Origin of the sequence: Archangium lipolyticum (assembly GCF_024623785.1) — a bacterium.
Classification (GTDB): domain Bacteria; phylum Myxococcota; class Myxococcia; order Myxococcales; family Myxococcaceae; genus Archangium; species Archangium lipolyticum.
The window spans coordinates 45741-61316 of record NZ_JANKBZ010000023.1; the positions used below are offsets into that span (position 1 = coordinate 45741).

9 protein-coding genes are annotated in these 15576 nt (G+C 70.7%); 4 read left to right on the forward strand and 5 right to left on the reverse strand.

Annotation, left to right across the window (positions count from 1 at the left end):
* The first annotated feature begins 104 nt into the window (after positions 1-104).
* Positions 105-623: a J domain-containing protein gene (locus tag NR810_RS35695; RefSeq protein ID WP_257459078.1), complete on the forward strand. Its 519-nt coding sequence runs from the start codon at positions 105-107 to the stop codon at positions 621-623.
* Between the two features lie 12 nt (positions 624-635).
* On the opposite strand, the gene NR810_RS35700 is transcribed toward NR810_RS35695, so the two are convergent.
* From NR810_RS35700 to NR810_RS35720, 5 genes are all read right to left on the reverse strand, one after another.
* Positions 636-1409, reverse strand: coding sequence for a spermidine synthase (locus tag NR810_RS35700; protein ID WP_257459079.1), 774 nt, complete (start codon positions 1407-1409; stop codon positions 636-638).
* Between the two features lie 14 nt (positions 1410-1423).
* A complete protein-coding gene (locus NR810_RS35705) occupies positions 1424-2422 on the reverse strand; it encodes an RNA ligase family protein (RefSeq protein ID WP_257459080.1) in 999 nt (332 codons plus the stop codon).
* Between the two features lie 96 nt (positions 2423-2518).
* The gene (locus NR810_RS35710) at positions 2519-3688 is read right to left on the reverse strand and encodes a sensor histidine kinase (RefSeq protein ID WP_257459081.1); all 1170 of its coding nucleotides are present in this window, start codon (positions 3686-3688) and stop codon (positions 2519-2521) included.
* A gap of 27 nt (positions 3689-3715) precedes the next feature.
* Positions 3716-12703 (reverse strand): non-ribosomal peptide synthetase, encoded by an 8988-nt coding sequence (locus NR810_RS35715; RefSeq protein WP_257459082.1) that lies wholly within the window; start codon positions 12701-12703, stop codon positions 3716-3718.
* Between the two features lie 115 nt (positions 12704-12818).
* Entirely contained in the window at positions 12819-13175 is a 357-nt protein-coding gene (locus NR810_RS35720) for a YciI family protein (protein ID WP_257459083.1), read from the reverse strand.
* A 329-nt stretch (positions 13176-13504) separates the two neighbouring features.
* On the opposite strand from NR810_RS35720, the gene NR810_RS35725 reads away from it, so the two are divergent.
* From NR810_RS35725 to NR810_RS35735, 3 genes are all read left to right on the forward strand, one after another.
* Positions 13505-14119: an alpha/beta hydrolase gene (locus tag NR810_RS35725; RefSeq protein ID WP_257459085.1), complete on the forward strand. Its 615-nt coding sequence runs from the start codon at positions 13505-13507 to the stop codon at positions 14117-14119.
* A 128-nt stretch (positions 14120-14247) separates the two neighbouring features.
* Positions 14248-14817 carry a hypothetical protein gene (locus NR810_RS35730; protein WP_257459087.1) on the forward strand — a complete coding sequence of 190 codons (570 nt, stop codon included), beginning with the start codon at positions 14248-14250 and terminating at the stop codon, positions 14815-14817.
* Between the two features lie 349 nt (positions 14818-15166).
* Positions 15167-15565, forward strand: coding sequence for a hypothetical protein (locus NR810_RS35735; RefSeq protein WP_257459088.1), 399 nt, complete (start codon positions 15167-15169; stop codon positions 15563-15565).
* Positions 15566-15576 lie beyond the last annotated feature (11 nt).

Here is a 15576-nt window from a genome sequence, read left to right on the forward strand (position 1 = left end):
GGGCTTACCGTCCGGTTGCCAATTTCTTGACGGCGGATCGGATCGTGGGACCTTGACGCCCACAACAGGCCTGTAGCGCCTGAGCGGAGAGGTCGAGGGCACCCATGAGCGCGGCGGTTGCATCGAGCTGGAACTGGCGGACCCTGGAGAACGTGGAGGTCGAGTGCACGCACTGTGGAGTGCGGATGACCGGCCATTCGGGTCCTCGGGTGAAGTACTTCCGCTGCGGCTCGTGCCACCGCTGGGTGTCGAGCACCTACACGGACGTCTTCCGGGCGGACGCGAAGATGCGCACGCACCCGGTGAAGGAGAAGACGGAGTCGGACGAGCGCTTCATCGCGGTGAAGGACCGGCTGGAGCAGTGGCTGGCGGCGCTGGACGATCAGGATCCGTACCGGGTGCTGGGAGTGTCGCCGCTGGACTCGGCGGACGTGGTGCGGGCGCGCTTCCGGGAGCTGGCGCTGGAGCGGCACCCGGACCGGGGCGGCTCGGAGGCGAAGATGCGCGAGCTGAACGTGGCGTACGAGAAGATCCTCCGCCACCGTCAGCGCAAGCGGCTGGAGGCGCTGGAGTCGGGCGCGCCGGTGCGCGAGGCCACGTCGCTGCCCGCGCGCGGCCGGTAGTCGCGCCGGGGTCTACGGGCGGGTGGACCGCTGGAAGGACACCACGCTCTGGGCCAGCCCCGGGAAGCCCAGCTCGCGCCCGAGCCGCCAGAGCTGATGCCAGAACTGGGGCTCGGAGGGCGGCGGCTCCAGGGTACCCACCAGGATGAGGTTGTTGGTGTCCGAGGCGCCGCGCAGCTGCACGCAGCCCTCGAAGGTCCTGGCGAAGGTGTCGACCCGCGACGCCACGTTCCGCGACTCCTCGAGCGCGATGTTGATCACCGCGACGCCCCCGGGCTCCAGCCTGCGCCGGACGTCCTCGACGAAGAGCGCTTCCTTCAGGTGGTCCGGTGTCCCGCTGTTGGAGAACGCGTCCAGGAAGATGAGATCGTAACGGGGACTCTGGCGCGCCATGAAGCGGCCCCCGTCCTCCACCATGATGCGGAGCCGGGAGTCCTCGTGGACGCCGAAGAAGCGCGTGGCCACCTCCACGACCACCGGATTGAGCTCCACCACGTCCACCACCAGGCGGGGCAGGAGCCGGTGCAGCATCATGGGGAACGCACCACCACCGAGGCCCACCACCAGGACGCGGGAGCGCCCCCGGGTGAAGGCGAGCCCGGCGGCGGCCACGCGCACGTAGCTCGTGGGGACGGCGAGCGGATCGCTCTTGAGGATGGCGCTCTGGACCGTGCCGTGGGGGCTGTCGAAGCGGAGCGTGCGCCGATCGCCCACGTCCACCACGAACACGGTACCAAAGGGCGAACGGGCCTCGTGGATGACCTTCTGGTCAGCGCCGGTCTCCATGGGCCCGTTCTAGCTCAGTCCTCGTCCTTGAGCAGGAAGTCGTTGTTGATGACCTTGAACGAGAGCCTGCCCCCGAGCGTGGGCGACTGCCGCTCGACGAGGGGCCGCACCACGATGCCCTCCTTGCGGTTGCGGGTGCCCGTGTAGAAGCCCTGGGCGAGCTTCAGGTAGTGCTCGAGGCTGTGGTCGAACGTGCGTGCGGCGTCGCCGGTGACGACGTGCTCGACCGGGACGGTGCGCAGCCCCCGCTCGGCGCAGAACGCGGCGAGTGCCGCCTGGTCGAGGTAGACCCCGGTCCGGATGTCGTGGACGCTGAACACGAACAGGTCGGGCTCGGAGAGGCCCAGGCGGTTCTTCTGGATGCCGGGGCCACACAGCTCGCCCTGCACGGCGAAGCCGGGCGGGAGGACCGTGTCGAGCGCGTACCGCTCGGCGATGCGCCATACCGGGTTCGGCCCGCGTGCCAGCGCCCAGTTGCGGGAGCAGGCCACGAGCTCACCCTCGAGCGGCCGGAAGAAGGTCGCGGAGGTCCCATCCAGCTTCGTCGTCACGTAGAAGTCGAGGCCTCGCAGCTCGTCCAAGACGCCGAGCGCCGACTGCAGGCGGAGCTCATCCGTCTTGGGCACCTGGCCCGGGAAGGGCCCGGCGATCTCCCGCGTGTCGGGCAGCACCGGCTCGAACTTCACGACCCCGAGCAGCTCCTTCACATCGGTGCCGTGCGGGGGCACCTCGCTGGGGAGGATGGAGACGGGCAGGGCGAGCCCCTGGGACAGCACCCCCCGCAGACGCGCGGTCTTCACCCGGAAGCCTCGCGGCCGGAGGAACTCCGCCCACGGCGCCCCCGAGGGCAGCACGCTGTCGATCTCGAAGAAGACGCAGGGGTCGCCTGGGGCGAACTCGCCCTTCTTGACGACGACGTCCCAGCCCATCACCCGCGCCTTCAGGATGTTGTCGGCACCCGCGATGGGCTCGAGGTGATCGACACGCTGCACGGACACCAGCTTCCTCTCCATGACGGCTTCTCCTGGGTTGGGACGAGCGGGTGCCCGCCCCGGCGAGGCGCTGACGGGAACCGGTTCCTCCACCTGACCGGCCAGGTGCCCGCCAGCTCAGTCCCCGTCCGTGCCGGGGGGCGCGACGGGCAGCACCACGCGGAAGCAGGTGCCCTTGCCCACGGTGCTCAGCACGGAGATCTCCCCCTGCATCGCGGTGATGATGCCCTGGCAGATGGCGAGCCCCAGGCCCGTTCCCACGCCCGCCGGCTTGGTGGTGAAGAACGGATCGAAGATGCGCTTCAGGTTCTCGGGAGCGATGCCCTGGCCGGTGTCCTGGATCTCACTCACCACCTGGCCGCCCTCGGACCACAAGCGGATCTCCACGGCGTTCCTGTCTGGCGCCCCCCCGGAGATGGCCTGGGCGGCGTTGAGCAGCAGGTTGAGGAAGACCTGACCCAGGCGCGACTCGCTGCCGCGCACCGGGGGGACCTGCTGCAGGTACCGGAGCACCCGGGCCCGGTGCTTCAGTTCCGGCATGGCCATGTTGATCGACGTCTCCAGCGCGCGCCGGACGTCCACCCGGCCCTCCATCGAATCCGTGTCCTCGCCCCGCGCGAACGTCTTCAGGTCGCCCACCACATGGTGGATGCGCTCGGTGCCCTGCTGGGCCTCGGTGAGCGCCTCCTCGCACTCATCCAGCGTGCGCTCCAGTCGGGCACGATCCGGGATGCTCTCCGCGCCGCTCAAGCCCTGCCGGAGCTCCGCCAGCCCTTCCGCGATGAAGTGGAGGTTGGAACGGATGTAGCCCAGGGGATTGCTCACCTCGTGTGACACACCCGCGGCCATGGTGCCGAGCGCCGCCAGCCGGTCCGCCTGGAGCAGCCGCAGCTCGAGCGACTTCTGCTGGGTGACGTCCCGGACCAGGAAGGCCACGCTCGGACGTTGGGGCACCATCATCCCGTCGGCGCTGAACCAGCGACGTCCGCCCGCTATCTCCAGCGAATACTCGAAGCGATCGGGTTGTCCCGTGGCCAGGACGCGCTGGATGCGCTCCATGAACGGAGCGGCGACTTCGGGGCCGAGCACTTCAACGAGGGTGCGTCCCAGCATCTCCTGCCGGGGGACGGCCAGCAGCTCGTCGGACCGGGTCAATACGGAGAGGTAGCGGCCGTCGGCGTCGAGCTCGAAGACAATACTGTCCGTGAGACCGAGCACCACCCGCAGGCGCTCCTCGGCCGCCTCCAGTTGGAGTGTCAGCGATTCTTGGTGGGGCGATTCACCCATGAGTGGTTCGTGAAAACCTCCACCATTCTACCCCGTGTTGCCGCGCCCCGTGAGCGCCGCGGGGAGATTGTCGGGAACGGGCTCGGTCCCGAGGTGGAGCGGCGCGGCCCGGAGGCCCGACGCCAGTGCGACCAGCCAATACCGGTAGGCGGTGGCGGCATCCACGGGCCCGGAGACGGGCGGGAGCTCCGGATGCATCCGGCGGAGGAGCGGCTCGAGCTGGCAACTGGCCACGCCCGCGCGTGAGATGCCCCGTGACAGCGCGGGACGGAGCCCCGGGGGAATGGCCGTGTCATCCACCGTGCGTGTCACGGCGCCGCAATCCAACAGGCCCCCACCCACGATGAGGACGTCCCCGCGCGTGTGCATCCGCGCCCGCGCGGCCGGCACGTCGACGAGCGTCGGGAAGGAGTCGTCAACGAGCACGGCGCCGGGTGCGAGCCGGTCCACCGCCAGTGCGCCCGGGGTGCTCGCGGCGCCCACGATGACCCGTGCACGGTAGACCTCCTCCGCGACGGCCCCGTGCGCCAGCGCGGTTTCGATGGGGCCGCGGAACCCGTATTGCTCCCGGAGCCGTGTGGCCACCTCCTCCATCCGGCGTGCCGCTCGCGGGAGATCGCAGAGGAGGAGGCGTCGTGGATGCGCGGCCACCTGGAGGAGCAGCTCCGCCGCCGCTGCTCCAATGGAGCCCACGCCCACGAAGGCGAGCTCCGCCTCGGGCAGGTTCACGCCCGCCGCGCTGGTCGCGGCGAGGACACTTCTCACCACGGAGACCACGGTGGTGGCGTGCCCGGTCGTGAACGCGAGGTCCTCGGGTGCGCCGTCTTTCGCGGCGAGCCGATGTAGCACCTCGCGGCCGAAGCCGGTGTACGCGGGGAGCATCCCCGCGAGGGAGAACGCGCGAACTCCCGTGCGGTGGGCCAGCAGCACCGCCTCCACGACGCGCGCGGCGAGTGTCTCCGGCGCCAGGGCTCCCAGCTCGTCCGCGAACAGCGGCAGGCACAGGAGCCCCGATGCACCGAGCGGTGTATCGATGCGCTCGACCCAGCGGGGGCTCCCATCCGGGAAGAGCTGGCTCCGGAGCACCTCGCGCAGTCCCGGGACGGACGCGAGGCCCACGGCCCTGGCGGCCTCCTCCGGCGCGGGCAGGTAACCCACCAGCGCGGCGCTCAACGAGCCCACGTCGATGGGACCGAAACGGACCTCCATGCGAGAAGGGGAACGCGCCTTCGTTCCCGGCCCTCCGGCGAGCGTCTCCAGCACGTCGAGGACATCCGCGCGAACCCGCTCCAACCCCTGGGGACCCAGCACCGCCGGGGCTGCGTAGAAGGAGAGCCGCAGCGCTCCGCCCAGCCGGCGCGCCGCGAGCTTCAGATCCACTCCGCGTGGCACGTGCCCTTCGGTGCCGGAGTCCTCCCAATGGACGCGCAGGCGCTCGCTCTCCAGGGACCCGAAGGCCTCGAAATCCATGAAGGTGAAGAAGAACTGCGTGCCCACCGCGACCTCGAGCGGGAGACCGCCGGGAATCGCGCGGGCAATCCCTCCTGGAGTGAGCGCGTGAGCGCGTGCGTCCGCGGCCACGCCACGAACGGACTCCAGGAGCTCCTGGGGCGTAGACCCCACCTCCCTTATCCGCAGGGGGACCGCGGTGGCGAACGGACCGAAGACGCGGTGCACGTCGGGCAAGGGCGCGTCCCGGCCTGACACCGCCGTGCCGATGACGAGATCGTCCTGCCCCGTCAGGCGGCGCAACGCGAACGTCCACGCGGCGAGCACCAGCTCGAACAGCGTGCCACCCCGGCGCGAGGCCGAGGCCCGGAGCGCATCCACGCGCTCGGGCGAGAGCGTCACCTCGTCGCGGGAGGGGGTAGGGCCCTCGGGCCTGTACCAGGAGCGTGGCGGCACGTAGGGAACGGCGAACGTCCGGCGCCAGAACGCCGCGTCCTCCTGGGTCTCCGCCCGATCCGCCAGGTGCCTGACGTAGTCGCGGAAGGTCGAGCGGAGCGGCGGGAGCGATGGTTCCGCCCCTCGCGCGAGCCCGTCATAGGCCTGGAGGAGCTCCCGGACGAAAATCCATCCGCTCAGTCCATCTCCGATGAGGTGGTCCGCGGCGACGAGCAGGACGTGTCGGTCGCTGGCGACGCGGCACAGGTGCAGCGCGAGCGGTGGCTCCTTCTGGGGATCGAAGTGCCGGCGCCGGGCTTCCGCGAAGAGGCGGTCGAGCTCATCGGGCGCACAGGGATCCATGAGGGTCAGTGGAGGCGCCCCCGGCTCCAGGACGCGCTGCATGGGCGGACGCCGGCTCGCATCCACCACCATGCGCAACATCGGGTGGCGCTCCACGAGCCGTCCGAGCGCCTCGCGGAAGAGGGCGGAATCGAGCTCCCCCTCCAACAGCAGCCGTGCTGCCCAGCGGACCGGTCTCTCCGGCTCGTTCGCATGCGCCACGAGGAACCCGCGCTGGGCGGGCGACAGCGGGAACCATTCCCCCTCCGCATCCGCCGCCCGTGCGACGGCCGCCTCCGGCACACTCCGGGCGGAATGCGTGTCGATGGCTTCCGCGAGTGCGCGGACCGTCCGCGCGGTGTACAGCGTGGCGGGGCGCGGCAGCCGGAGGCCCATGGCCTGAAGGCGCGTGAACACCTCCAGGATGGCCATCGAGTCGCCGCCCAGCTCGAAGAAGTCATCGTCCCGGCCGAGCCCGGTTCGGGACAGGACGCGCGAGAAGGCGTCCGCGACGCGCTGCTCGGTGTCCGTCCGTGGAGGGCCGCCACGGATGGTCCGGGCCGGTGCCGCACCGGAGAGGGCCTCGAGCGCCGCGCGGTCCACCTTTCCGGTGACCGTGGTCGGGAGCGTCTCGAGCATGTGGAAGTGCCTGGGCCACATCGCCTCGGGAAGGTGCTCGCGTAGCACGCCGCGGAGCGCATCCTCCGTGGGAGGTGCATCCCGGAACTGGATCCAAGCCTCGAGGCGGCGCTCGGAGGCGTTCCCGACGGCCCGGACCACCGCCAGCGAGACCGCCGGGTGGCGCGCGAGCACGGCTTCGATCTCCCCGGGCTCGATGCGGTGACCGTGCACCTTGAGCTGGTCATCCACCCGTCCGAGGAAGTCGAGTGTCCCGTCCTCGCGCGAGACCACGCGATCTCCGGTCCGGTACAGCCTGACGCCTCCTGCGCCCTGGATGAACGCGCGGCGGGTCAGCTCCGGCTCTCCGAGGTATCCCGAGGACAGCCCGCGTCCTCCCACGTGCAGTTCCCCGGGGACTCCCGGAGCACAGGGGGTGCCATCCTCCGCCAGGATGTGCACCGTCGCCCCGCCGATGGGGCGCCCGATGGGAATGCGCTCGACATCCTCCGGTGGGCGCCTTTCCACCACATGCCACGTGGCGTTGATGGTGGTCTCGGTCGGTCCGTACAGATTCACCACGGGAGGTGCGCGGCCGAGCCGGTCGTGCAGCGTGCGGATGAGCCCGGGGGGAAGTGCCTCGCCACCGACCTTCAACCAGCGGAGCCGTTCGAGCGGCCGGATGTCATACCGGAGCAGCCGCGCCAGCACGGAGGGCACGGTGCTCAGGACGGTGACGTGCTCGCGGTCCACGGTCTCCAGGAGCCGCTCCGGATCCCTCGCGAGCGCGCGGGGACAACAGACGAGCGTGGCCCCCGCCAGGAGGGGCGCGAGCACCTGCCGGACCGAGGCATCGAAGCACAACGACGATGTCCCGAGCAGCACATCCTCCGCGCCGTACCCGAACGCTTGCAGCGCCCACTCCAGGTAGCCGCGCATGGAACCATGCGTGATGGGGACACCCTTCGGCCGGCCGGTGGAGCCAGAGGTGAAGATGATGTACGCGAGCGCTTCGTCTCCGGGCCATACCGGTGGAGCGAGCGCACGGGGCTCCACCAGGTGCTCGATCGCGAGCGCCGTGACCGCCCCGGACAGCTCGGCCGCGGTGCTCGCGGCGCCACTTGCGTAGAGGCACACCTGGGCACCGGCCCGCTCGAGCTGCAGGCGGAGCCGCGCTGGCGGGTGTTCCGGATCGAGCGGCAGCCAGGCCGCCCCCGTGCGCAGGATGCCGAGCAGCCCGGTGATTCCCTGCGCGTTCTGATCCGACAGGAGGGCCACCACCGCGCCGGGGCCGATGCCGCGCTCGACGAGCGTGGCGGCCACACGGGCGGACCGCAGTTCCAACTCGCCGCGCGTGAGGAGCTGCTCACCTTCGCGCAACGCCACGCGCTCCGGTGCCTCCTGGAGGCGAGCGACGATCCGCTCGGGGATGGACCTGGCCCGGGGGGCGGAGCCGGCCTCGACGTGGGCGCGCAGGTGCTCGTCCGCGAACCGCTCGACGGTGTCCTTCCGGAACATGCGCTCCGGAAAGCCCCACGCGAAGCACAGCCCACCCTGGAACTCCCACACCGCGAGTCCGAGCCGGGTGGCGGGAGTCGCCGTCCGGCCCGTGAGGGCAAGCAGCTCGGGGACCTCTGGCGGGGGGGAAAGCGGGATGCGGGCGTAGCTGTAGCTCGCGGAGCTCGCGACCCGTGGCGAGCCGGCGTCCCCGGGCAGTACCCGGGCGATTTCGATCGAGGTGGGCGAGGCGTGCCGTTCCAGCTCCAGGAGGGCGTCGCGCGCGCGCGTCGCGAGCAGGGCCAGTGGCTCCCCGGGCTCCAGGCGGAGGCGGAGCGGCAGCGTGTCCGCGAAGCAACCCACCGCCTGCTCGATTCCCGGAACACGCAGCTCCCGGCGGGCCCGGGCGACGTTCACGACGACTTCCGCCGCGCCGGACCACCGCGCGAGGCACCGGGCATGAACGGCCAGGGACAGGTGGAACACCGAGACGTCCGCCGCGGAAGCCGCTTCCGTGAAGGCCCGCGTCTGTTCCAGGTCGAGCCAGCGGAGGACGGACAGCATCGGCGGCTCCGGTGGCGAGAGCGGATCCCCGTCGAAGGGCAGTCTCGGGGCGGGCGTATCCGCGAGGCGCTCACGCCACCACGTCAGGTCCTCATCGAGCCTCGGCCTGGGGACATCGAGCGCGTCGAAGAAGCCGTGAGCCTCCGGCCAATCCGGGAACGGGCGGCCCGAGACGGTGGCCGCGTACGCCCGCCAGAGATCGGCGGCGATCACGTGCAGGCTCCAGCCGTCCACGATCAGGTGGTGCGCACAGAGGAGCACGTGCGTCGTATCCGCCGCCGTGTCGCGTGCCACGTCCAGGCGCCAGAGGGGTGGATGGGACAGGTCGAACGGCGTGTTGACGATGCCATCGGCGAGGGCTTCCACGTCCGCGACCTGACCGTGGTCGATGAGCCGGGCCCGCACGGTCTCGGAGATCCGTTGCACGGCCTCTCCGTGTGCCGTGATCGCCACCGAGGCGCGAAGCAGGGGATGGCGCCGCGCCACCGCGTCCGCCGCCCGCTGGAGCGCATCCAACGAGAGCCGCCCGCGAACCGTCTGCCGGACGAAGGAGAACGCGGGGACATCCGGATGCAGCCGCTGCTGGACCCAGAAGGCCTTCTGCACGGGCGAGAGCGGAGCCTCGGTCACGGCGGTGCGGGGCGGAGTGGACGGAGCCGTTCCGGCCGGTCTCCGTTCCGGCGCGGGGTCTCCCTTCGCCTTGCGGAGATACTCCGCGAGCGAGTCGATCGTGGGCTGCTCGAAGAACAGGGTGGGGGGGAGCTCGACGCGGTAGCGATCCGAGAGGATCTTCGCCAGATCCAGCGCGTTCAGTGAGTCCAGCCCCATGGCCAGGAACGAACGATCCGTGGCGACCTCGCTCGGGTCCACTTCGAGGGCTTTCGCCACGAGCGCGCGAAGCTCCTCCTCCACGTTGGAAGGGACCTCGGTGGGAACGGGTGTCAGCGTCACGGCGGGAAGAGGCCGCGACACGGTCACGCGAGGTCCCATGGGCGCGACCACCACGTGCGCGCGGCCGAGCTCGAGCACGTGGAGGAACGCGTCCACGCCCTGTTGCGTGGGAATCGCGGGAAGCCCGCGCGCCTCCATGACGCGGACCAGCGTGGGATCGGCTCCCATTCCGGTCTCGCCCCAGACGGACCACGCCACGGACGTGAAGGGCAGCCCTTCCGCCCGGCGAGCCAGGGCGAAGGCATCCAGGTACGCGTTCGCCGCGACGTAGTCTCCCAGTCCTCCACCCAGCCCCGGCCAGCTCGCCGACAGGGACGAGAAGAGCGCGAAGAAGTCGGGGCGGATGTGCCTGCGCTCGAACTCGCGCCAGAGCAGCCACGTGCCGCGCACCTTGGGCCCGAGCACCCGCGTGAACGCCGCGTCTTCCCGTCCACCAATGCGGCCCGGCGAAGCCACACCCGCCGCGTGCACCACGCCGTGAAGGGCTCCGTGGTCGAGAACGATCCGAGCGACGAGCCCCGCGACGCCATCGGGATCGGCGATGTCACAAGCGATGTACGAGACGGCCGCTCCGCTCGCGCGCAGCGCTTCGATGCGCGCGGCCCGTTCCGGTGAGTGCTCCAGGGGCTTCCTGCCCACCAGGATGAGCGTGCGGCCTGCCCGCGCGAGCCGCTGGGCCACGGCGTGACCGAGTCCCTCGGCACCTCCCGTGACGAGATACACCCCGTTCTCGCGTGGCCCGTGCGCGTGCGGCGTGGTCTGTGTGAGGGGCCCGACCGTTCGGCGCTCGCGGCGTCCCAGCCGCCACCGGAAGACCCGGTCCGGCTCGGGAGCCGTGCACGAGACCTCGGCCAGCACCACGTCCGCGAGGGCCTCCTCGGAGGCGGTGACGTCGGCATCCACGACGCGGCACCGGCTCCCGGGAAGCTCGTCCTCCAAGGCAAGTCCCAGCCCCACCACCGTCGCGCGCTCGGGAGCCAGACCCTCCGTCGCGCCAGCGGTCACCACGAGCAGGCGCGCGGGACGCCGCTCCCGTTCGAGCGCATCCCAGGCCCTCGCGACCGCGAGCAGCGCGAGGACGCCGTCCCGCTGGACCTGGTCGAACGAGGCCACATCGGTGATCGGCGTCGTGGGTCCCGTCGGCCCGAGGAACACGATGCCCTCGGTTCCGCTTCGGGCGAGCGCCGCCTTCAAGCCTGTTGGGTCCACGCGCTCGCACGTCGCCCCCGCGTCACTCAGGCGGCGGGAGACCTGGTGGCTCGCCGGATGCGCCGAGGGCACGATGAGCCAACGTCCCTGGGGGAGATGTGTCTGCTCCGCGGGAGCCTCGTGCCAGACCACTTCGCGCATCCACGGAAGGAGCCCCTCGTCCAGCTCGGAGGGCTCGAATCCGTCCACCGGGAGCGGCTGTTCCATCCGCCGTGCTGACGCCGGAGCCGGAGGCGCTTCGGGCACCCACCAGGGCTGGGGCTCGAAGGGGTAGGTGGGCACGGGGACGTGCTCGCGCTCCGGATCCTCGTCCCAGGCGAGCCGGTCGAACGCCTCTCCTCCGACGAACGCGCTCGCGGCGAGCTCCGCCGAGGCCCCCTCCAAGGAGGCTCCGTTGCGCGCCTTCTTCCTCGCCACGCGGTCGGGGACCACGCCGTGGAGGACCTCGGCCGTGCTTCCATCCGCCCAGGCTTCGAGCCGCTCCGGAATACCCTCCGTCCCGACGAGCGCGAGCCGATGAGGGCCCGGAGCTCGCGAGATGCTCGCGGACAGGGCGGCGTCCGCGAGCTCCACCTCCGGATTCTTCCGGAGCCAGGACGCGAGGTTGCGCGCGGTGGCGCGGAGGGCCGTGTCGGTCCGCGCGGACAGCGTCCACAGCAGGGGGCGCGTGCGCGTGGAGCGCGAGCGGGGAGGGCGTGCGGGCGCCTCTTCCAGGATGACGTGGGCGTTGGTGCCACCGAATCCGAAGCCGTTGATGCCGGCGCGAAGGGGCCCTGGTCCGCGCCACGGACGCGAGGAATCCACCAGGGCGATGCCGGCGGACGAGAGGCCGTGCTTCGGGTCCGCCGTGCCGGCGTGCACCGAAGCCGGGAGCATGTGGTGCTGGAGCGAGGACACGACCTTGAGCAGGCTGGCCATTCCGGCGGCGCTCAGGAGATGCCCGACGTTGCCCTTCACCGAACCCAGCCCGAGCGGTTCGTTCGCGCCGGCCCTCCCGAAGACCGCCGTCACCGAGCGTGCCTCGATCGAGTCTCCCACGCGCGTGCCGGTTCCGTGCGCTTCGAGGTAGCTCGCGCTCGCCGGCTCGAGCCCGGCGCGCTGCCAGGCCTCCCGCATCACGGCCATCTGCCGGGCGGGGTTGGGGGCCATCGGGTTGAAGGTCCGGCCGTCGTTGTTGAGCGCGCTTCCACGCACCACGGCCAGGATGGGAGCGCGCCGCCGGAGCGCGTCCTCGAGCCGCTCCAGGACGACGACGCCCAGCCCTTCACCGAGGACGATGCCATCGGCCTCCCGGGCGAAGGGACGGATGCGGCCGGTGGGGGACAACGCCCCGGCGCGTGAGAGGACGGTGAAGACGGTGGGGGTGAGGTTCAGCGTGATGCCGCCGGCCAGCGCGAGCTCACACTCGCCACGGTTCAGGCTCTCGCAGGCGAGGTGCAGGGCGACCAGCGAGGACGAGCACGCGGTGTCGACGGCCAGCGAGGGGCCGGACAGGTCCAGGACGTGCGAGACGCGGGCGGGGATGAGGTTGCGCAGATTCCCCACGGCCGCGGAGGGGTGCACGGACATGCCGGCCCACAGGAGCCGGAGGATGGGCTCCTGGTAATCGGACTGACCGACGCCGACGAAGACACCGACGCGCCGGTTGCGCCGGCGCGGGCCCGCGAACCCGGCTCGCTCGAGCGCTTCATGCGCCGTCTGGAGGAGCAACCGCTGTTGCGGATCCGTGACCTCCGCCTCACCCCCCCTCATTCCGAAGAACGCCGCGTCGAATCCGCGGACATCGTCGAGAAACGAGCCGACCCGGGCGTCGGGGTGCTGGGGCCAGCGGCCCTCGGGGGGCGGGCGCAGCGAGATGCGCTCCGCGATCAGGTTGTTCCAGAAGGCTTCGGGTGTGTCGGCGTCCGGCAATCGGCAGGCGGCGGCGACGATCGCGATCGGACTGCTCATGAACGCGCGTGGCTCCAGTTCTCGAGAGGCCTCCGAGTGTACTGGAGCGGCTCGTCACCACGTACTCCTCAATGGTGGCGGGCGCGGAGGATTCCGGGCTGCCTGGCGCTGAACCTCAGTCTCCGTGGCAGGGGCCGAGCTCGCGCACCTCGACGGTGGCCCACTCGACCGCGGGACACTCGTTGGCGATCGCGAGCGCTTCCTCCCGGGTTCGACAATCGAGGAGGAAGACGCCTCCGACGATCTCCTTGGCCTCGGTGAACGGACCATCGCTGAAGGTGCGCTTGCCGCCGCGGACCTCGATCCGCACCCCTTCGGCATCGGACCGGAGCGATTCACCGAGCTTGAACACGCCGCGGGCCTTGAGGTCCTCGGAGAAGCGGAGCATCCGCTCCATCGCGCGACGCCCCTCTTCCTTCGGGCGGCTCCGCCTCTTCTCTCCGGACTCCATGATCAACAGCATGTACGCCATCGCGCGCTCCCTTCAGGGCCATTCTTGGGGTGGACGGGCATCGTTGCATGGAGCCGTACCGGGGGCCATGCAAGGTTTCAGTCCGGATGGGGGAGGATGCCAGGAACAGGCGTGCGGGCGGGCTCTCGTCTTGTACGTCGCAGCGGAGTCCACGTCGTCCGGGCGGCCATAGATTGAGCCCGGAATGATGCGCGCACGGAGGGACGGAGCCAATGGGTGACAGGGAGAAAGGAGATGCGGAACGGCAGGACGAATCCTGGCGCTCCGCCAGGACGGGGCGTCTGCGGGCACGGCCGGGAACCCCTCGGATCACGGGAGCCCCGACGGGCATGCATCCGCTCGGAATGAGTCTCGGACATGATGGAATCATCTACGTGCCCCCCGGCTACAGGCCGGACCATCCCGCCCCGCTCGCGGTGATGCTCCACGGAGCGGGGGGCTCGGCCCGGCACGGACTGGACCTGCTCCGGCCCCTGGCCGATGACGCGAACCTGATCCTCGTGGCACCGGGCTCGCAGGGCCCCACCTGGGATGTGATCGTGGAGGACTTCGGGCCGGACGTGCACGCCATTGACGAGGCGCTCGCGCACACCTTCGAGCAGTACGCGGTGGACCCCGCGCGGGTGGCCATGGGCGGCTTCTCCGACGGGGCCTCGTACGCGCTCTCGCTCGGGCTCGGGAATGGGGACTTGTTCCGGCACATCCTTGCTTTCTCACCGGGCTTCGCCGTGCCGCCCAGGCAGTTGGGGACGCCGCGCATCTTCATGTCCCATGGCACCCAGGATCGGGTGCTCCCCATCGACAAGTGCAGCCGTCGGCTCGTGCGAGTGTTCGAGCGCGCCGGCTACGACGTGAACTACCGCGAGTTCGAGGGGCCACACGTCGTCCCCGAGGAGATGATGCGCGAGGCGGTGCACTGGTGGCTGGAAGGGACGGTCCACTAGGGAGTGGACAGGCAGGCCCTTCTGTCTCCTTGCCTCCTCTCCGCGGGAGCGGGGATTGTCTTCAGGTCCAATGCTGCGATGCGTGATGGGTACCTAGCCTCCAGGGTGGTCAAACTGGAGGAGAGATCATGAAGCACGTCAAGGCGGTGGTGGTTGGTGCGTTGTCCGCGGCTCTGCTCTTTGGTGTGGGGTGTAAGGGGGCAGGCACCTCCGGGGAGCAAGGAGCGGGCGAGACCGGCGCGACCCAGGGTGGCTCCACGACCGGAGGTGGAGCGACGGGAGGTACGACGGGCGGAGGTGACACCACGGGTGGTGGAACCGGAGGCACGGGTGGTGGCGGCATCGGAGGCACGGGCGGTGGCGACGTTGGTAGTGGCGACGTAGGGGGCGGGACGGGCACTGGCGGCGACATGGGCGGCTCGGGCACTGGTGGAACCGGCACTGGCGGTGACCTGGGTGGCACGGGCACTGGCGGCACCGGCACTGGTGGCGACCTGGGTGGCTCGGGCACTGGTGGAACCGGCACGGGCACGGGTGGCGACCTGGGTGGCACGGGCACTGGTGGCACCGGCACGGGCAGCACGGGTGGTACCGGCACCGGCACGGGTGGCACTGGCTCCGGCGGCTCCGGCTCCGTGAATCCGGGGACTGGCACCGGCGGCAGCACGAGTGGCTCTGGCGGCAACACGGGTCGTTGAGGCTGGAAGGACTGGCGCATGACGGCGCTTTGGAAAGCACCTGGGCGCCGGACAGAGAGGAAGGCCTCGGGCTGGTCGAGACCCGGGGCCGCCAGGTGCTTTCCCATGCGAGATGAATCCGCCTGCTTCAACCCCGGGGACATGCCCAGTGGCTCGCGGTCCAATGTCCCCACCAGGGACGACGCTCTCCAGGTACCTGGGCGTCCGGAGAATGCGATGTGACGTGGCGGGCTGGCATTGACGCCCGGAGTGCTCACGCTCCTGACAGGGCACGTCCACTTCCCGCTACTCTCCGCGTCCGGAAAGGGGCCGTGCTGACTTCCACCCCTTGTCGCACGAGGAAATCGCAATGAAAGCCCCTCTCGCTCCCCGCCCTCATGGCTACATCGACTATCTCGCCGTACTCGTCCTCCTGCTCGCTCCCACCTTGTTCCGCTTCTCGGGGCTGCCGGCGGTGCTCTGCTACGTGCTGGCCGTGGTTCAGGGCGGCATGAGCCTGCTGACCGCCTATCCGCTCGGTGTGGCCAAGATCATCCCCTTCACCGTCCACGGCACCATCGAGGCTGTTACTTCAGTGGCCCTGGTCGTCATCCCCTTCCTGTTGGGGTTCTCGGACGTCGTCCGGGCACGTAACTTCTTCATCATCTCGGGGATCGCGCTCTTCCTGGTCTGGATGGTGACCAACTACAAGGCAGCCGAGCTCCCAGCGCGGGGCGCCATCGGCATGCGGCGGCGGGTCCACGTCTGAGCGGCCCACGT